This is a genomic window from Psychrobacter cibarius, from assembly GCF_016107535.1.
In the GTDB taxonomy this organism is placed as follows: Bacteria; Pseudomonadota; Gammaproteobacteria; order Pseudomonadales; family Moraxellaceae; genus Psychrobacter; species Psychrobacter cibarius.
In genome coordinates this window covers 193,586-211,780 of record NZ_JABASQ010000001.1, presented here as the reverse complement: position 1 = coordinate 211,780, position 18,195 = coordinate 193,586, and the positions used below count along the sequence as shown (strand labels likewise).

The following is an 18,195-nucleotide window of genomic DNA, read 5'->3' as shown; positions in this document are numbered from 1 at the left end:
GAATCTGATTATAAAAACTCATCCTTCGGGGTGAGTTTTTTTGTTATGTCCTATTTGAGTGGGTAGTGCGTTATAATAGCTAAGTACTAAAAATTGAATGTTTCAAAGAGTTTATGCTTTTGCCCTATATTTTTTGACGTATTTTTAGTAAAATCCTTCTTTACCAATTACCGACAGAGTACTATGACCAAGTTTATATTTGTGACCGGTGGGGTAGTGTCCTCACTAGGAAAAGGTATCACCGCAGCCTCTCTTGCAGCGGTCTTAGAAGCCCGTGGCGTGACCGTTACGATGACCAAGATGGATCCGTACATCAACGTCGATCCAGGTACGATGAGCCCATTCCAGCATGGCGAAGTATTCGTCACCGAAGATGGTGCAGAGACTGATTTAGATTTGGGTTACTATGAGCGCTTCTTACGCCATTCAAAAATGAGTAAGAGCAATAACTTTACTAGTGGTCGTATCTATCAAAACGTGCTAAATAAAGAGCGCCGTGGTGAATATCTTGGTGGTACAGTACAAGTTATTCCACATATCACTGATGAAATTAAGAGTAAAATCTTAGCCAGTGGTGAAGGTTATGATATCGCTATTATTGAGATTGGCGGTACCGTTGGTGACATCGAATCGTTACCATTTATGGAAGCCGTCCGCCAAATGCAAGTAGAGCTTGGTCGTAATAGAGCCATGCTGATGCATTTGACGCTAGTTCCTTACATTGCTAGTGCAGGCGAAACCAAAACCAAGCCAACGCAGCATTCAGTAAAAGAGCTGCGTTCTATCGGTTTGCAGCCTGACATATTGATTTGCCGCTCTGATCACCATATTTCGCAAGACAACCGTCGCAAAATAGCGCTGTTTACCAATGTGGAAGAGCGTGCGGTTATTATGTGTGAAGATGCGCAAAGTATTTATCAGATTCCACGCACGCTTCATGAGCAGGATCTTGATGATTTGATCTGTGAGCGTTTTGGTTTAGATGTACCAGAAGCAGATTTGAGTGATTGGGACAAAGTGGTTGAAGCGCAGCTTAATCCTGAAATGAGCCTTACGGTAGCGATGGTTGGTAAATACGTCGAGTTACCTGATGCTTATAAGTCGATCAACGAAGCACTGCTGCATGCTGGTATCACTCATAAAGCCGATGTCAAAATTGACTATGTTGATGCTGAGCGTCTAGAAGACGACGACAGCTTATTGGCACAGCTGCACAATGCTGATGCCATCCTAGTACCGGGTGGTTTTGGTGAGCGTGGTACCAATGGTAAGATAAAAGCCATCACTTATGCGCGTGAAAACAACGTGCCATATTTAGGTATTTGCCTTGGTATGCAGCTAGCAGTGATTGAGTACGCGCGTAATGTACTCAAAATCGATGCCAACTCTTCTGAGTTTGATCGCAAAACGGCAGAGCCTATCATTGGTCTCATCACTGAGTGGTTAGATGAGCGCGGCGAATTACAGATTCGTAGCGATGACTCTGACCTTGGCGGCACCATGCGTCTAGGCGCGCAGCAAGCCGAATTGGTTGCTGGCAGCAAGCTTAGCCAAATCTATGGCGCCAAAAATATCACTGAGCGTCATCGCCATCGTTATGAGATGAACAATCGCTATATCGAGCCATTAGAGCAAGCAGGCATGACCATATCTGGTTATTCTGCCAAACAGCATCTAGTAGAATCGGTCGAGATTGCTGATCATCCTTGGTTTGTCGCCGTACAGTTCCATCCTGAATTTACCAGCTCGCCACGTGGTGGTCATCCACTGTTCAACAGCTTTGTAAAAGCGGCTAAGAACTATAACGAAAGCAAATAATCGTTAACGTATAAAAATTTGCATGTATAAAAAAGACTGATCTTCGGATTGGTCTTTTTTTTTGCGTTTAATTTTATGACTGTGGCTATGAATGAGATTGTTTTTAAGCAATAAAAATGACAATTTTTCTAATGGTTGGTCAGCAATTACGCTTAACCCCTTTTTTTACTGAGTCTATCGGTTACAATATGGGAGAGAAATATTAATAACAATAAAGAGGGTGACTACTTCATGGAACATTTATCAACGGCGCAATCACATATCAAACTTACTACGCCAAATGGCAATACTCTTAATATCGGCAACGACCAGCCATTTGTGCTGTTCGGTGGTATGAATGTCTTAGAATCAAAGGAATTGGCGTTCGAGATTGCAGAGCAATATGTCGAAATATGTCAGCGTTTGGGCATTGGCTATGTCTTCAAAGCCAGTTTTGATAAAGCCAACCGTTCAAGCCTGCACTCATATCGAGGTCCTGGATTAGAGCAAGGTATTGATTGGCTGGGGCAAATCAAAGAAAAATTCCAAGTTCCTATTATCACGGATGTACATGAGCCGTATCAAGCGGCACCCGTCGCTGAAGTCGCAGATATCATTCAACTACCTGCATTCTTATCACGTCAGACAGATTTAGTACACGCTATGGCGAAGACAGATGCGATTATTAACATCAAAAAAGCGCAGTTTTTAGCGCCGCATGAGATGCGTCATATCGTTAACAAATGCCTTGAAGGTGGTAACGATAAGTTGATTCTTTGTGAGCGCGGCAGTGCCTTTGGTTACAATAATTTGGTCGTTGATATGCTTGGTTTTGATACCATGAAGCAGATGGATATCCCTGTATTTTTTGATGTGACGCATAGTTTACAGCAGCCAGGCGGCCGTAGCGATAGTGCGGGTGGACGCCGTGAACAAATCACAACATTGGCACGAGCAGGGATGGCGACAGGACTGGCAGGGTTGTTTCTAGAAGCGCATCCAAATCCAGAGACTGCAAAATGCGATGGTCCGTGTGCGCTACGTATGAGCCAGTTAGAGCCGTTTTTGCGTCAGTTGAAGCAAATTGATGACTTGGTCAAAGGCTTTGAGGTGTTAGATACCCATTAATGTATTCACAGACAATAAGAGGCTGAGATTATGGCGATGCAAACAGCAACAGTCAGTATCGAAAATATCGATGATGATGAAGGGTTAAAGAGTGTAATGACAGCGCTGAAAAATATCACAGGGGTGACGGCCATCGAGCTTGATCCTGATAATCATGTTGCCACCATACGTTATGAAGATACAGACACCAGTATCCATGCGTTTACGGCGGCAATTAGTACTGTCGATTATGTGACCCAGCCGTTTCCTCTTGATGCACCGCAAAACCCACGTCATGATGATTAGACGTTATTCTAAAATAAGCGCTATTGTCTGTCACTTAGGCATAAATTCACGGTTCTATTATTTACAGTTCCATTATTTACGGTTCTATTAATAAAGTGATAATCAAAGAGCCTTGTTGTTAACCGTGATAGGGCTCAAGCTGGTTAAGTGCTATTTTTATAACGTCTTAAAAGATAGCCGTCTTAAAAAGACAGTTATAAAAGCAGTTCTTTAATAAAAGTATTTACCTATAAAAACTCAGTTACAAAAATAAGGAGCCTCTCATGGCCAACCAAACACGTATTATTAAAATTGATGGCATGACTTGTGGTGGCTGTGTGGCCAGTGTGCATAACGCCACTGCCGATATCGATGGCTTAGACGATATCAGTATTGAGCTGGCAGATAATCAAGCGACGGTTACTTTTGATGATAGCAAAACTAGTGTAGAGACAATTGCTGCTGCTATCGACGATGCAGGCTTTGATGCCACTGTTGCTAATGCTTAACCTGCTTCATTTGTATTAAAAAACCGGCTATCAAGGCTGGTTTTTTAATGGTTAAAAATTATTGATAGTAGCGTACTCATTATTCAGTACGACCATACCAATATTAAATTTTAAAGTGTGCTATTTGTTTGACTTAGATATTCCATCCACTGAGTTGCTGTCCTAGCTCAGACGACTTTATAACGCCATAACGCATAAACGCCATACCGAGTTTTATTTATGAATGATACTACCCAAACCGACAATCATGACGCCTACGATGTAAAAACTGACATTCAATCCAATACGCCGCTCGCGCCGCAGCGTGCACACTTGCAGCTAGCAATTGAGGGGATGACGTGTCAAGCCTGCGCCTCGCGAATTGAGAAGGTGCTCAACAAAAAGCCATCGGTATACGAGGTGAGTGTAAACTTCGCTGGCGAGACTGCGAATGTTGATTATGACCCAACGCAGACCACGCCTGAACAAGTGACAGAATGGGTAAATAAAACAGGCTTCGTTGCCAATTTGCAGGCGGCCGATAGTTTGTTTGCAAAAACAGCCGAAGATACCGCGACTCAGTACTCATGGCGTTTGATTGGGTTATGGATTTGTTTGGTGCCATTTTTAGTTGGTATGGCAGGTATGCTCGTTGGGCAGGGTATGGCGTGGATGCCGCCGATTTGGACTCAATTTATATTGGCGACCCTTGTACAGTTTGGATTTGCTTTACCATTTTACAAAAGTGCTTGGGCATCGATTAAAGGTGGTCTTGCCAATATGGATGTGCTAGTCGTCATCGGTACCGTGACTATTTGGGCGTATTCCACTTATCTATGGCTGACCCATGGCGATGGTACTTTAAACAGTTTGCTGCAAAGTGGTCATGCTGGTGGTCACGGTGCGGATGGCAGCCCTGCGGTGTATTTTGAAGCAGGCGTCATGGTCATTGCTTTTGTACGTACGGGTAAGTATCTAGAAGAGCGCACCAAAAAACACAGCCTCAATAGTATCGATTTATTATTATCCTTAACGCCCGATGAAGTCGAACAGCAGCAGCCTAATGGTGATTTTTATAATGTTGCTCTTAAAGACGTGCAAGTTGGTGATATTTTGCGTGCCAAGCAAGGCAGCCGAGTTGCAACCGATGGGGTGGTTATCGATGGTGCTGGCTGGTGTGTCGAGAGTCACTTAACGGGTGAGTCGGTACCGCTTAAAAAAGAAGTTGGAGATAAATTATTGGCAGGGGCGTTGGTTGAAAATGGCAGCTTGTTATACCGCGTCAGTGCTAAAGGTAGTGATACAAAGCTTGGTGATATGGTACAGGCGCTCAGCGATGCTCAAGGCTCAAAAGCCAATTTAGCCCGTCTTGCGGATAGAGTGACGGCAGTATTCGTACCAGTCGTCGTTGCCATTGCGCTTATCACCTTTGGAGTGACGTGGTGGCTGACTGGCATGATGGATACTGCCTTGATGCATGCAGTTTCGGTGTTGGTCATTGCATGTCCTTGTGCTTTAGGTTTGGCAACGCCAGCCGCTATCATGGCTGGTATGGGCGTTGCTGCTCGTCATGGCGTCTGGTTTAAGGATGCGCAAAGTCTTGAAGCGGCAGGCAACATCGATACAGTAGTGCTCGATAAAACAGGTACTTTGACCATTGGTAAGCCGACTATCGTGGACCATGTGATGGTGGATAAATCGATCGCAGTCGATGATGTGTTACAAATTGCCGCAAGCGTTGAAGCACATGCCAGTCATCCGCTAGCAACAGCATTGGTTAACGCGGCTACTGAGCGAAATTTGCCGTTGATGAATGTGACTGATATTAGTGTCATTAAAGGCGCTGGTATACAAGCAAGTATTGAAGGTTTGGGTGTGGTAAAAGTCGGTACCGCAGAGTTTGCCAATTTAACACTGCCTAAGCTGATGCCAAAGGTATGGCAAATTGCCAGTACCGTTGCTGTTAGTATTAATGAGGAAGCTTTGGGTGCTTTTGCTCTAGCTGATGACCTAAAGGTAGATACTCCGAAGGCTATTACTGCGCTGCAAGACGCAGGTATCAATGTCATTTTGATGAGTGGTGATAAGCAGTCTGTGGTCGATCATGTGGCAGGGCAGCTGGGTATTGAGCAAGCTTATGGTAAAATGAGCCCACGCGATAAGGCCAGTCAAATTGCCTTGTTGCAAACGGCTGGTCATAAAGTTGCAATGGCAGGTGATGGTGTCAACGATGCGCCAGCGATGGCAACTGCCGATGCAAGCTTTGCCATGTTTGAAGGCACAGATGTTGCCCAGCATAGTGCGTCTGCCCGCTTGATGGGTGAGTCACTGATGCATATTGATGCCGCGCAAAAAATCGCTAATGCAACGGTGCGCAACATCAAGCAAAATTTATTTTTTGCCTTCATTTATAACTGTCTGGGTATTCCGCTTGCTGCTTTTGGCTTTTTAAATCCTATGATTGCTGCTGCTGCGATGGCGCTTAGCTCTATTTCTGTATTAATGAATGCGTTACGTTTGACCCAATTTAAAACAGAGGTTGAGCTGGATAACACAGTATCTGGCTCCGAGACTAAAGCAAAGCGTCTAACGAAAGCATAAGAGTCATATTACTTTTGATATTATGGGTGCTGAGACAAATCCATAATTGGTAATTTGTTCATCTAGGTGTGATTTTATGAGCGCCAGTCGGTGTAAGATAAGGGAAGTTTGGCAAAATTTATGCTATGATGCCAAGCACTATAGCTGACGGTTAAAGTATTAAAACTACCTTTAATCTTGCTCAAAACTTGCTGATTATAGAGATAAGCAAAGCTGGTTTGGGCGTAGTACTATACGAGATTTTGCTTTATCTTTTTTGTATTCTAGTTGCCGTTATTTATCCCACAAACTTGGCATGACCAAAGGAATTAACAGACATTATGTACGCTGAAGAAACCACCAACGTCACCGCAATTAAAGACATTCGCGCCCGTGAGATTTTAGACTCGCGTGGTAACCCAACCATCGAAGCCGATGTAATCTTAGCTGATGGCACTATCGGCCGTGCTGCTGCGCCAAGTGGTGCATCAACTGGTTCACGCGAAGCGCTTGAGCTACGTGATGGTGACCAAAGTCGCTATATGGGTAAAGGCGTCAAAAAAGCCGTTGCTAACGTCAATAGCCAGATTCGCAGCGCGTTGATGGACAAAGACGTCACCGAACAGCAAGGCATTGATGATGCAATGATTGCGCTAGATGGCACAGAAAACAAAGACAGTCTTGGTGCTAATGCCATGCTAGCAGTATCTCTTGCTACGGCTAAAGCCGCTGCCAAGTCACAAAGTTTGCCATTACATCAATATATTGCAAACTTGCGCAATCAGACGTCGCTGACGATGCCTGTACCGATGATGAACATCTTGAACGGCGGTGAGCATGCGGATAACACCGTTGATATCCAAGAGTTCATGATTGAGCCTGTTGGTTTCACCAGCTTCTCAGAAGCATTGCGTGCTGGTACAGAAATTTTCCACAGCTTGAAATCTGTGTTGAAATCACAAGGTTTAAATACTGCGGTTGGTGATGAAGGCGGTTTTGCGCCAAACCTGCGTAGCAATGAAGAAGCCATCACCGTTATCATGCAAGCGATTGAGCAAGTCGGCTATAAAGCGGGCGAAGATATTCATTTGGCGCTAGACTGTGCGGCTAGCGAATTTTACAAAGATGGTCAATATATCTTGGCAGGCGAGGGCAACAAAGCCTTTGATAGCCAAGGATTTTCAGATTATCTAGTCGGCTTGGCGCGTCAATATCCTATTATCTCTATCGAAGACGGGCTTGACGAGTCTGATTGGGATGGTTGGAAATATTTGACTGAGCAGATTGGTGATAAAGTTCAGTTGGTTGGTGATGATTTATTTGTGACCAACCCTGCTATCTTGCAAGAGGGTATTGATAAGCATATTGCCAATGCAATTTTGATTAAGTTTAACCAAATCGGTACCTTGTCAGAAACGCTAGATGCGATCTATCTAGCGAAGAAAAATGGCTATGCAACCATTATCTCACATCGTTCAGGTGAAACTGAAGACAGCACCATTGCAGATTTAGCCGTTGGTACTGCTGCTGGTCAGATTAAAACTGGCTCACTATGCCGTTCAGACCGTGTCGCAAAATACAATCAGCTGCTACGTATCGAGCAACAAGTACGTGCAAGCTATCGTGGTCGTGAAGAGTTCATCGGTCTACGTGGTTAACAAGCCAGATTTCTTGCTACAGCTAGGCGATATGTCATCATCAATATGGTCATATATCGCTTAGCAAGCTTAGCTGGTTTTTTATTTTTATTATTGTCTCTATGTTGTTCGGCGTTATTATCTTATGAAATACTTTAGCCAATTTATGCTACTTGCTCTAGCCGTTGCCGTCCTTTTGGGATTGCAATATCAGTATTGGCTGGGCGAAAATGGTCGCTTTGAGCATAATAAATTGCTGACTCAAATCGAAGAACAACAACGCTTAAACGAAAACCAAGTGGCAGCAAATAACTTATTGCGTACTGATGTGCATGACTTAAAAACTGGTCTTGAGGCAGTAGAAGAGCACGCTCGTTTAGACTTGGGTTTGATTAAGCCGAACGAGACCTTTGTACAAGTATCTACGGCGCCCACGACGCATAGCCGTTATTAATTGCTCTTAACTGTCTAAAATTATGATCTTCTATTGTCTATAATAGAAATCTTATTCACCTGAAATTTGTTACTTCTCCTAATCCTCGTTTATCCCTAGCAATACTGTCATGGGTTCTAACCATGAATACTACTTTATGAACATTGCCTTATGAATATCACACCTAATGTACATGCCATGATCGTCGCTGCGGGTCGCGGTAGTCGTTTTGGTGCGTCTATTGCCAAGCAATATACGATGCTGCAAGGGCAGACCTTGCTACAGCATAGTGTGGCACGGCTTGCTAGCAGTGCTTATATTGATACATGTTTATTAGTCGTCGCAGCAGATGACAGTACGGCACAAACATTGAATTTTGCGCTACCCATACATTATGCCATGGGCGGCGCTGAGCGCTGGCAGTCTGTACAGGCAGGGGTAAAGGCGATTATTGAGGCGGGAGCCGACGATTCAGATTTGGTTGTTATTCATGATGCTGCGCGTCCTGCGGTTTCCAGTCATGATATTGAACAAGTCATCGAAGCGGCGATGCTAGAGCCTTATGGTGCTATCTTAGCGACACCGGTGGCTGATACTTTAAAGGAATCTTATCCCCAGTCTACCGCTCAATCTGAGCTTGTAGGTGAGACGCCTGTAGTTAACCTGACAGTGAGTAGCAGCCCACATTCTTACGCTAAACGTACTATCGATCGCCGTCATCTGTGGCAAGCACAAACGCCGCAAGTGTTTCGCTTAGGTCAGCTGCAAAAAGTATTAACTTATGTCGCTGAACACGAGCTCACCATTACTGATGAAGCCAGTGCATTTGAATATTTAGACCTACCCATTCGCCTCGTGACTGGCAGTCGCCAGAATATCAAGCTTACCTATTCTGATGATGCTATCTTGCTCGCAGCGATTATGAATGTCCAGTTCTGGGCAGACTAAAAATAATTAAACACTCGCAATAGCCATCAGTCTGTATCAATCTCATTAATGAGCCGGTGGTCTTATCGCTCATTGGTGACGGTTTTTATCATCACTTTCCCCTCCCATATTACCTATTTATCCTATTGCTTCCCAAAAACCACAGTGCAAGTTTTCGATATAAATAATTGCGAATTATTGTTTGGTTTTTTCAATTAATGATATAAGATAAACATATATTGCTTTGATGACTAAACTAGCCTATGATGTAACCAACTTAATACAATTAATATAAACATTTATAAAATCAATAATATACCAAGCCTATTTGATATTTTCAAAGATCTTGTTTCTATGTTTTTTCTAAATTTAGTATGGTTGTCTTAGCTACATTTACCTAAAAATAGGGAGAAGCTGATTGTCAACAATCAACGATTCGACAAATCCAGTGACGACAGATCTCTGCCAGCTTATATATATAAGCCAAATTACTTCGACTGGTCTTTCAAGCCCCAGCACGCTTAACGACATCTCAGAGGTCGCGATTGAGCGTAACCAAGCCGATAATGTTACGGGTATTCTTTGCTATGGCAATGGCTACTTTTTTCAATGTGCAGAAGGGTCAGAACAAGATTTAACCAATCTAAAGAATCGCTTATTATTAGACGATCGACATAAAGAATTAAAAATCTTAGATTTTTCAGAAATTACTGAACGCCGTTTTTCGAACTGGTCTCTACGCTCCATTACACTTGAACGTTGGATGACCAAAGAGCCTGAGCTGAAAAAGCTCATGCCATTTAAACCCTATGATTGGGGCTCTAACGCATGGCGCGAATTTTTAGATATCTTACAAGGGTATTATGAGGAACAAGCAAGAACTGGCAATATTGACACGCCACCTATCAAGTACAGCACGTTAGGGGTGACGTTAAGTAAGGTTGTTGGTCAGCATCAAGCATTCTTCTTGATTCAAACAGTACTCGGTATCATGATTGTGATGACATTGTTGTGGCTAATGCTATCAGATAAGATTTGGTAGTTTTTCTAAAAATAGATTGTTTGATTTAAAAATCCAGTATTCAATGCTGGATTTTTTTTGCTTAAATTTATGATAAAAAATTCAATAAATAAACGAAATATCAAGTTAGGCATATAAGCTATCGATAGTGACGCTTAGTAAATATACCTTAATATCTTGAGCGAACTTAATACCGAATCTTATCTATAAAATTAATTATGCTTCATTTATTAAGTAAATCGGTGATGACGAGCTGAGTGCTAAGGTATTAAGAGCCTCATGATATAAAAAACAGGCATAAAAAAAGCCCAATCACAATAGTATGTGATTGGGCTTTTTGGTGGTACGCTTATTAGTCTCATCAGATGCTTTGCAGCAAACTTGCTAATAAGTGACGCCAAATAGTGGCGTCCCCAGGGGGATTCGAACCCCCGTTACCGCCGTGAAAGGGCGGTGTCCTAGGCCTCTAGACGATGGGGACTAGTAACACAACACCTCAGCTGCTTTCACCTTTATGCTGAAGTGGTGCGTATTCTAATAGCGTCTGCGCTTGCTGTCAAGCCTTTTTCTTCTTCTTTTTAAAATTAAGTATCTTTTTTTGATCGCACGGCGTGGATGTAAGTCATTGCGCTTTAAATGATAGCGAATCCATAGAGAAGTACAAGCACTAATAGTCAATGCGAGCAGCATATAACCGAGGATGGTTCCCCATAACTTAAGCTGTGGATCCATAATAGAGTCCCTCCTATTACGCCTCGATAGCATGAATCGTACTGGCTATCGAGACAATGTGGGCAACTTAAACCATCTATAGGATATAACGAGACGTTCTAATGTGAGTAATTACAGCAACTTGTCTGGTTTTTGAATTGTTTTACACAATATGATATTCAACGGTTAGACAAGTGGCTGATTTATTGTGATATCAATCATATCCCTATTGATTGTAAAACCAAGATGTTAAAGTCATCAAGTATTACAAATAGCACTATTATGGGTAGTTGGCAATATAGGATATGTGATAAACGGATTATTTGTGACTACTCTCAGTCGAATCCTCTTTATTTTCTTCAGTATGCATCGCATTAGCTAGCATAGGATAATGGTTTAGGATATGGCAAAACAGTTCAGCGGTCTTTTGTGTATCGTATAGGGCAGAATGCGCATCATTGCCATCAAAATCAAGCCCCGCTGCCTTGCAAGCCCGTGCTAGTACTGTCTGACCAAATGCCAGCGCGGATAAGGTCACTGTGTCAAAAACTGAAAAGTTATGAAACGGGTTGTGACTTTTGTTATTGGTACGCAGCACTGCCGCATTCAAAAATGCTAAGTCAAAATGGGCGTTGTGCCCGATTAAGACACACTGGCGGCAGTCCTCAGTACGGCGTACTTCTTTTAATCCCTTAAAAATACGGCGTAGTGCTGTTTTTTCGTCTTCGGCAATGGCTTTACGCATTGGATTGTTGGGATCAATGCCAGTGAAGGCAAGGGCACTTGGCTCAAGATTCGCGCCTTCAAAGGGTTCGATATGAGCATTGAATGCTTCCCCAGGATAAAACACACCTTGCTCATTCAGTAGTACAGGAATGCAGGCAATCTCTAGTAAAGCATCGGTTTGCGCATTAAAGCCGGCAGTTTCCACATCAACGACGACAGGCAGAAACTTACGAAACCGGTCTTTTAGACGCATGGGTGCTAGCTCGTCTGCTGCGGTATCTTCTGTGTGACTATTTGATGGGCTCTTAATGCTATTATCTACAGGGTTTGATGGGTTTTCGTCAGGTAAGGCGGCATCGTTTGGAGTGGTCATATCTGGTTAAATCGCTTTTATCAGTCGTACTGTTATATTGAATTAAGACATTAAATGAAAAATAAATAACCTATGATACAAATCACACTGCTGGTTAGCAGATGTCATTCTTATCATAGGGTTAAATTTCTCAAGTTAAAATAGAATACAGATGGTTTTGCTTAGTGCGTTTTATGCTTTGATAGACCAAGGCAGTGTCTCGCCTGCCATAAGCGGGGTCAATGATGAGCCATCAAAGTAAGGATAGGCTGCTGGCACTTGCATAGGCGTATTGACAAGCGTAATCGTGCTTTCATTGACTGGCAGTCCATAGAACTGAGCACCAAAACGACTGGCGAAGCCTTCTAACTTGTCTATTTTCCCCACGCTATCGAAAGCGGTGGCATACAATGGCAAGGCAGTTGCGGCGCTATAGCAGCCCGCACATCCGCACGCTGCTTCTTTTTTATCCGTCGCATGCGGGGCTGAATCCGTGCCTAAGAAAAACTTAGGATTGCCACTGGTTGCCACATCTAATAATACTCTTTGATGGCTTTCACGCTTCAAAATAGGCAAGCAATAAAAATGTGGCTTGATACCGCCAACCAATAGATGATTGCGGTTAAACATTAAATGCTGCGGGGTAATAGTGGCGGCAATATGATTGCCTTGTGCTAAGACAAAATCAGCGGCATCACTGGTAGTAATATGCTCGACAACAATCTTTAATGTAGGGAATTTGACAATGATTTGCGCCAACACTTCGTCTAAAAAGCGCTTCTCGCGGTCAAAGATATCCACATGATCTTGCGTCACTTCGCCATGTATCAATAATGGTAGGTTGTATTTTTCTAATGCTTCAAAAACATCGACACAGGCGTTAATATTGGTGACGCCATCAGCCGAATTGGTAGTCGCACCAGCAGGATAAAGCTTGACCGCTTGGACGATACCTGATTGTGCTGCCATCTCGATATCTTGGGCAGTGGTTTTGTCAGTGAGATATAAAGTCATACGTGGATCAAATGCAGTTTTGCGCTCAGCACTCAGCTCACTGGCTACTAAGTGCGCCATGATACGGTCGCGATAGGCATGCGCATCGTCAGTGTTCTTAACAGGAGGCACTAAGTTTGGCATACATATGACACGGTTAAAGCTGTTTGCTGCGTGCGATACAGTCGTGCTCAATGCTTTGCCATCACGCAAATGGATATGCCAATCGTCTGGCTGAAGGATGGTCAATTCTCTAATCGAATCAGTCATAATGTCGTCGCGCTCTATATCGTCATATACGGAAATAAAAGGAAGGGATACTGTACTGCTATCATAACAGATTTGCCTACTTGACTAAATATGCGGCTAAATATCTGTACATAATAGATTGGTTGTTTTTTAATTTGCGGCAGTCAACTGTCAACTATATGTGAATAATTGAAATCTATCGACCCAAAATTTAAATCAAAAGCTTATGCCATGGGGCAGTTGCACTTTTGCCTATAGTAAATATGATGTACACTGAGCAAGTAATTTATCTTTTGATTGAATATTAGCGCTTTTCCTAACACTAAATGCTCACAATAGGAGTTCTTCATGGCTCAACTTGATCCAAAAAATATTAATAAAATCGTCTTGGCCTATTCAGGTGGTCTTGATACCTCCATCATCGCTAAATGGCTGCAAGAAACCTATGATGCAGAAGTGATTACCTTTACTGCTGATATCGGTCAAGGCGAAGAAGTTGAGCCAGCCCGCGCCAAAGCTGAAGCCATGGGCATCAAACATATCCATATTGAAGACTTACGTGAAGAATTCGCCCGTGATTATGTATTCCCGATGTTCCGCGCCAATGCCATCTATGAAGGCGAGTATCTGCTAGGGACTTCTATCGCGCGTCCGTTAATTGCCAAGCGCTTGGTTGAGATTGCTAAAGAACACAACGCCGATGCTATTAGTCATGGCGCTACTGGTAAAGGGAATGACCAAGTCCGTTTTGAGCTTGGCGCCGTTGCTTTATCGCCTGACGTGGTCACCATTGCACCATGGCGTGAGTGGGACTTGTCTAGCCGTGAGAGCTTGATGGAATATGCCAAAGAGCATAATATTGCGATTGATTATGCGGGCAATAAGAAAAAATCTCCGTACTCAATGGACGCCAACTTACTACACATCTCTTATGAAGGCGGTATTTTAGAAAACCCTTACGCCGAAGCAGAAGATGATATGTGGCGCTGGTCAGTGAGCCCAGAAGAAGCACCTGACGAAGCTCAATACTTAGAATTAGAGTACGAAAAAGGCGACATCGTTGCCATCGATGGTGAAGCACTTAAGCCGTACGAAGTCATGATTAAGCTAAATGAGATTGGCGGTCAGCATGGTATTGGACGTTTGGATATCGTAGAAAACCGTTATGTTGGCATGAAATCACGCGGATGCTATGAGACGCCAGCGGGCACCATTATGCTAAAAGCGCATCGCGGTATTGAGTCATTGACGCTCGATCGTGAAGCGGCGCATTTAAAAGATGAGCTGATGCCACGCTACGCTAAAACTATCTACAACGGTTATTGGTTCAGTCCTGAGCGTATGATGTTACAAGCATTGATTGACAAGTCACAAGAATATGTCAATGGCACAGTACGTGTGAAGTTATACAAAGGTGCTGTGAGCGTTGTTGGTCGTAAGTCAGATGATTCGTTGTTTGATGAAAAAATCGCCACTTTCGAAGATGATGCGGGCGCTTACGATCAAAAAGACGCAGAAGGTTTCATCCGTCTAAATGGTCTACGTTTGGCGATTGAAGCGAGCCGTGGTCGTGATTTATCGAAGTAAGCCGGTCTTAATAGATTGTGCTAGATAAAGCATGAATAAGATACATGAATAAAAAAAGGCGCTATATGAATAGCGCCTTTTTTTGTGGATTTTTTGAAGGTTTGTACGATAATTTTTTGCTAATTAAGAAGATCTGTATTCAGAGCTTTTATTTATCATTGAGCCGCTTTTATTTTTTTGTCATCAGGCTCATCATCGTCAACCATGACGATAGCCACATCCTGCTGTTGACGTTCTTCGATAATATCTTGTTCTATGACTTCTTCTGTCGCCAGTAACACACCGTCAGATTTTTGGCTTTGATACTTGAGCGCTGCAAGCCCGCCAAGCACTCCGATGACAGCAATAATAATCAGGATAACCGGGTTTTTCCAGAGGGGTATGGATGTCTCGTATTCAATGGGCTTTTCGCTGGTAGTGGTCGGTGTATTGTCGTTATTACCACCAATTAAACCTAAGCTTACCAAAGGCGGTTTGGGTGCGCTGGCAGGTTCAGAGGTAATACGTAGGCGATTACGACTGAGGTAGATATCTGAGATTTTGGCGAGCTGTAATAGCCAGCGTTGGTGTGGCAAGGCAATGGCTTGCATTTCTGTAAAGACTAGCATGTCGTTATGGCGACCTTGCTGCAAATTATCAGGCGTGCGTCCAATGGCTTTTAAATAATTGCCAGTTGCCAACTGCATATCTTGCACAGGCTCATGACGTTCAGGTTTGAAAGTCGTTAACTCATGCCAGTAAGGGTTGAACGCTGGTGGGGTGTCATCGAGCTGCTCTGCACTTAATAAGGCACGTTCTGTATTAGGATTGTTGTCGGATTCGGCTGCTGCTTTTGTTTTTACTGCCAAGTCTAAATTGACCTCTGATGATGCGACTAGACTGTTATCTGCATTTACCTCATTCAATTTAACAGAGACAGACGCTGGCTCATTGATGGCAAAGCGAGCAGCTGATAAAAACTGTGGCTGTAAAGCGAACCACTTATCCATCTCGTCGTTATCAAGTTGGCTATAGTCAGCTAAAATAGCCAGTTCACGTAAGACAATCACACATAAGGACGTGAGGAGTATCTGTACTTGCTGCGTTGTTGCGTCAATCTGCTGAGCAATATAGTCACTCGCTTTAATCACGCGAGCATTATCATAAAATATCGCATCCGCCGCTTCATGGCGGTGATATAACGTCGCATTCATGGTCGAAAAATTCATCGAATTATATTGGCGTAGCTCTTTAACAGCGCCACGACTAAATAGCTTTTTGCTCACAGCTTGTCCGTCATTGTGCTGCTGGTAAGCAAGCAAGGCACTGATAATGGCCTGCAAACTGGCATCCATTGCCAATCGAGCTTGTGGTAATGAAAGCTTGGCGGCATCGGCCAATAAAGATACCATTGGCTTAGTATCTTGATAGAGAAAATCATACATCGACACACGTGTCGGTGAAATAGTCGTCATAATCTGCTAGCATCAAAAAGTGTGCCCCTATATTACGGTGCCAAAAGCCTTGATACAATCCCTTAATAATAGAAAAAATCAATCCACTTACTTATCACGCGGTCAATAATGATATCTATTGGGTAAATGACCGTTGGAAACATTCTATGACAAATAACGAAAGCTATAACGAGAAAAATAACGAAAGTTCTGATGTGCAGTTGGTGGTTAATATTGCTAAGCAAACATTAACGCTCTACCAGCATAATAGAGAATTGGCTCAATATACGGTGTCTACTGCTAAAAATGGCATTGGCAGTCAACAAGATAGCGGCTGCACACCTCTTGGCGAACACTTTATCGCCGAAAAAATTGGCGCAAATGAACCCATGAATGCCGTGTTCATCGGACGCGTTCCTACAGGCGAGATATATAGTGCTGAGCTTGGTGAACGACATCCTGAACGCGATTGGATATTAAGCCGTATTCTTTGGCTAAGTGGTGTGGAAGAGGGCTTTAATAAAGGCAGTAATAGTCAAGGTGGCTGTGATACTTATCAGCGTTATATTTATATTCATGGTACGCCAGACAGTGAGCCGATGGGTGTGCCACTCTCGCACGGCTGTATACGTATGCGTAATGAGGATATTATTGAATTGTTCGACCAAATTGCAGAGGGCATATCGGTGACGATTGTTGCTCATTAACCATTTTTAGCCCATTTAGGTACTTTCGTTCAGGCTCAGGACATGCCCTAAGTAAAACAGAATAATGTTATAGAGTTATTAGTAAAATAAACTTTATAGAGTCTAGATATTATTTAGTATATTGATATAATAGCTTGCTTATGAATGATCAACTTGTCATGCCTAGTATGGCTCGTTTGACCTATATTTTATGATAATTATAAGGATAATATTGATGTCTAAAGAAAGCCTAGTCACTTTACAACAAGCCTTTGATGAACGCCGGTCAATATATGCTTTGGGCAATGAGCTGCCAGTAGAGCCACAAGCAATTGTGAATATGGCAGAGCGTGTTTTATTACATACCCCTTCTGCTTTTAATTCACAATCTTCGCGTTTGGTCGTACTGTTTGGTGCCGAGCACCAGAAGCTGTGGCATATCGCTGAAGAAAAACTGCGTGCAGCCGTCGGCGATGGCGACTTTTCTGGGACTAAGCAAAAGTTAGACGGCTTCCGTGCAGCAGCTGGTACAGTGCTGTTTTATGAAGATAAAAACGTGACTGAGTCATTGCAAGAGCAGTTTGCGTTATATGCAGATAGATTTCCAGTTTGGGCTCAGCAAACCTCAGCCATGCATCAGTATGCGATGTGGACAGAGCTACGTACTTTAAATGTTGGTGCCAACCTACAGCACTACAATCCGCTTGTGGATGAAGACGCAGCTAAGGCTTATGCTATCCCAGATAGTTGGGAATTGGTGGCACAAATGCCATTTGGCAACATTGTTGAGCCTGCTGGCGAGAAAACGTATCAGCCAGTTAGTGAGCGTATGAAAGTGCTAGGTTTATAAAATACTTAGGCTTATAAACACGCTAGCTGTAGAAAACTGATAGTAATTTTTGAATTACGTTTAACTAAGTTGAAGTATTACGTTTTCCAAATGGTTGAGTTTAAGTATTCAATCAAAAAAAGCATCTCAAAGAAAACGCTTAAAAAAAGACAGCCCATATAAAGTGAGCTGTCTTTTTTATTCTAAGCTTAGTTTATTTTAAGCTTGGTTCATGCTGCTATAGTCGATTCAATTTAAAAGTAGTACAAGGCAACCGAGTGTAGATGTATATGTGATACTTCAAGCGAGGTTAACGCTATAATACTTTTATAGTGGAATGACTATAAGAGCCTT

General features: G+C 42.9%; 16 protein-coding genes and 1 tRNA gene. 12 read left to right on the top strand and 5 right to left on the bottom strand.

The genetic code is table 11. The features are described from left to right. The first annotated feature begins 183 nt into the window (after nt 1–183). From JFC08_RS00920 to JFC08_RS00880, 9 genes are all read left to right on the top strand, one after another. Complete coding sequence (locus JFC08_RS00920; protein WP_045444494.1) at nt 184–1,818, top strand: CTP synthase; 1,635 nt, start codon at nt 184–186, stop codon at nt 1,816–1,818. Nucleotides 1,819–2,049: 231 nt separating this feature from the next. Continuing rightward, the gene (gene kdsA / locus JFC08_RS00915) at nt 2,050–2,925 is read left to right on the top strand and encodes a 3-deoxy-8-phosphooctulonate synthase (protein WP_198329357.1); all 876 of its coding nucleotides are present in this window, start codon (nt 2,050–2,052) and stop codon (nt 2,923–2,925) included. A 30-nt stretch (nt 2,926–2,955) separates the two neighbouring features. Further along, nucleotides 2,956–3,210 carry a heavy-metal-associated domain-containing protein gene (locus JFC08_RS00910; RefSeq protein WP_198329356.1) on the top strand — a complete coding sequence of 85 codons (255 nt, stop codon included), beginning with the start codon at nt 2,956–2,958 and terminating at the stop codon, nt 3,208–3,210. 263 nt (nt 3,211–3,473) lie between these two features. Further along, a complete protein-coding gene (locus tag JFC08_RS00905) occupies nt 3,474–3,698 on the top strand; it encodes a heavy-metal-associated domain-containing protein (protein WP_011280902.1) in 225 nt (74 codons plus the stop codon). A 219-nt stretch (nt 3,699–3,917) separates the two neighbouring features. Then, nucleotides 3,918–6,278 carry a heavy metal translocating P-type ATPase gene (locus JFC08_RS00900; RefSeq protein WP_198329355.1) on the top strand — a complete coding sequence of 787 codons (2,361 nt, stop codon included), beginning with the start codon at nt 3,918–3,920 and terminating at the stop codon, nt 6,276–6,278. A gap of 320 nt (nt 6,279–6,598) precedes the next feature. Further along, complete coding sequence (gene eno, locus JFC08_RS00895; protein WP_045444505.1) at nt 6,599–7,915, top strand: phosphopyruvate hydratase; 1,317 nt, start codon at nt 6,599–6,601, stop codon at nt 7,913–7,915. Between the two features lie 124 nt (nt 7,916–8,039). Next, the gene (locus tag JFC08_RS00890; RefSeq protein ID WP_055125147.1) at nt 8,040–8,348 is read left to right on the top strand and encodes an FtsB family cell division protein; all 309 of its coding nucleotides are present in this window, start codon (nt 8,040–8,042) and stop codon (nt 8,346–8,348) included. A gap of 150 nt (nt 8,349–8,498) precedes the next feature. Further along, the gene (gene ispD, locus JFC08_RS00885; RefSeq protein ID WP_198329354.1) at nt 8,499–9,275 is read left to right on the top strand and encodes a 2-C-methyl-D-erythritol 4-phosphate cytidylyltransferase; all 777 of its coding nucleotides are present in this window, start codon (nt 8,499–8,501) and stop codon (nt 9,273–9,275) included. Nucleotides 9,276–9,672: 397 nt separating this feature from the next. Then, entirely contained in the window at nt 9,673–10,296 is a 624-nt protein-coding gene (locus tag JFC08_RS00880) for a BLUF domain-containing protein (protein WP_045444510.1), read from the top strand. Between the two features lie 384 nt (nt 10,297–10,680). On the opposite strand, the gene JFC08_RS00875 is transcribed toward JFC08_RS00880, so the two are convergent. The 4 genes from JFC08_RS00875 to pyrC form a co-directional block, all read right to left on the bottom strand. Then, nucleotides 10,681–10,756: transfer RNA gene (locus tag JFC08_RS00875), tRNA-Glu, on the bottom strand. 53 nt (nt 10,757–10,809) lie between these two features. Beyond that, a complete protein-coding gene (locus JFC08_RS00870; protein ID WP_140412980.1) occupies nt 10,810–11,007 on the bottom strand; it encodes a hypothetical protein in 198 nt (65 codons plus the stop codon). 298 nt (nt 11,008–11,305) lie between these two features. Next, the gene (gene rnt, locus JFC08_RS00865) at nt 11,306–11,965 is read right to left on the bottom strand and encodes a ribonuclease T (protein WP_201600334.1); all 660 of its coding nucleotides are present in this window, start codon (nt 11,963–11,965) and stop codon (nt 11,306–11,308) included. A 291-nt stretch (nt 11,966–12,256) separates the two neighbouring features. After that, a complete protein-coding gene (gene pyrC, locus JFC08_RS00860; protein ID WP_198329352.1) occupies nt 12,257–13,327 on the bottom strand; it encodes a dihydroorotase in 1,071 nt (356 codons plus the stop codon). A gap of 327 nt (nt 13,328–13,654) precedes the next feature. Between pyrC and JFC08_RS00855 the strand changes: the two genes are divergently transcribed. Then, nucleotides 13,655–14,893, top strand: coding sequence for an argininosuccinate synthase (locus JFC08_RS00855; protein ID WP_198329351.1), 1,239 nt, complete (start codon nt 13,655–13,657; stop codon nt 14,891–14,893). Nucleotides 14,894–15,048: 155 nt separating this feature from the next. Here the strand turns inward: JFC08_RS00855 and JFC08_RS00850 are convergent, their stop codons facing one another. Next, on the bottom strand, nt 15,049–16,347 hold the full coding sequence (locus tag JFC08_RS00850; protein ID WP_198329350.1) for a hypothetical protein: 1,299 nt from the start codon (nt 16,345–16,347) through the stop codon (nt 15,049–15,051). A gap of 146 nt (nt 16,348–16,493) precedes the next feature. On the opposite strand from JFC08_RS00850, the gene JFC08_RS00845 reads away from it, so the two are divergent. After that, on the top strand, nt 16,494–17,033 hold the full coding sequence (locus tag JFC08_RS00845) for a L,D-transpeptidase (RefSeq protein ID WP_198329349.1): 540 nt from the start codon (nt 16,494–16,496) through the stop codon (nt 17,031–17,033). 214 nt (nt 17,034–17,247) lie between these two features. Next, the gene (locus JFC08_RS00840) at nt 17,248–17,862 is read left to right on the top strand and encodes a nitroreductase family protein (protein WP_198329348.1); all 615 of its coding nucleotides are present in this window, start codon (nt 17,248–17,250) and stop codon (nt 17,860–17,862) included. Nucleotides 17,863–18,195: the final 333 nt, after the last annotated feature.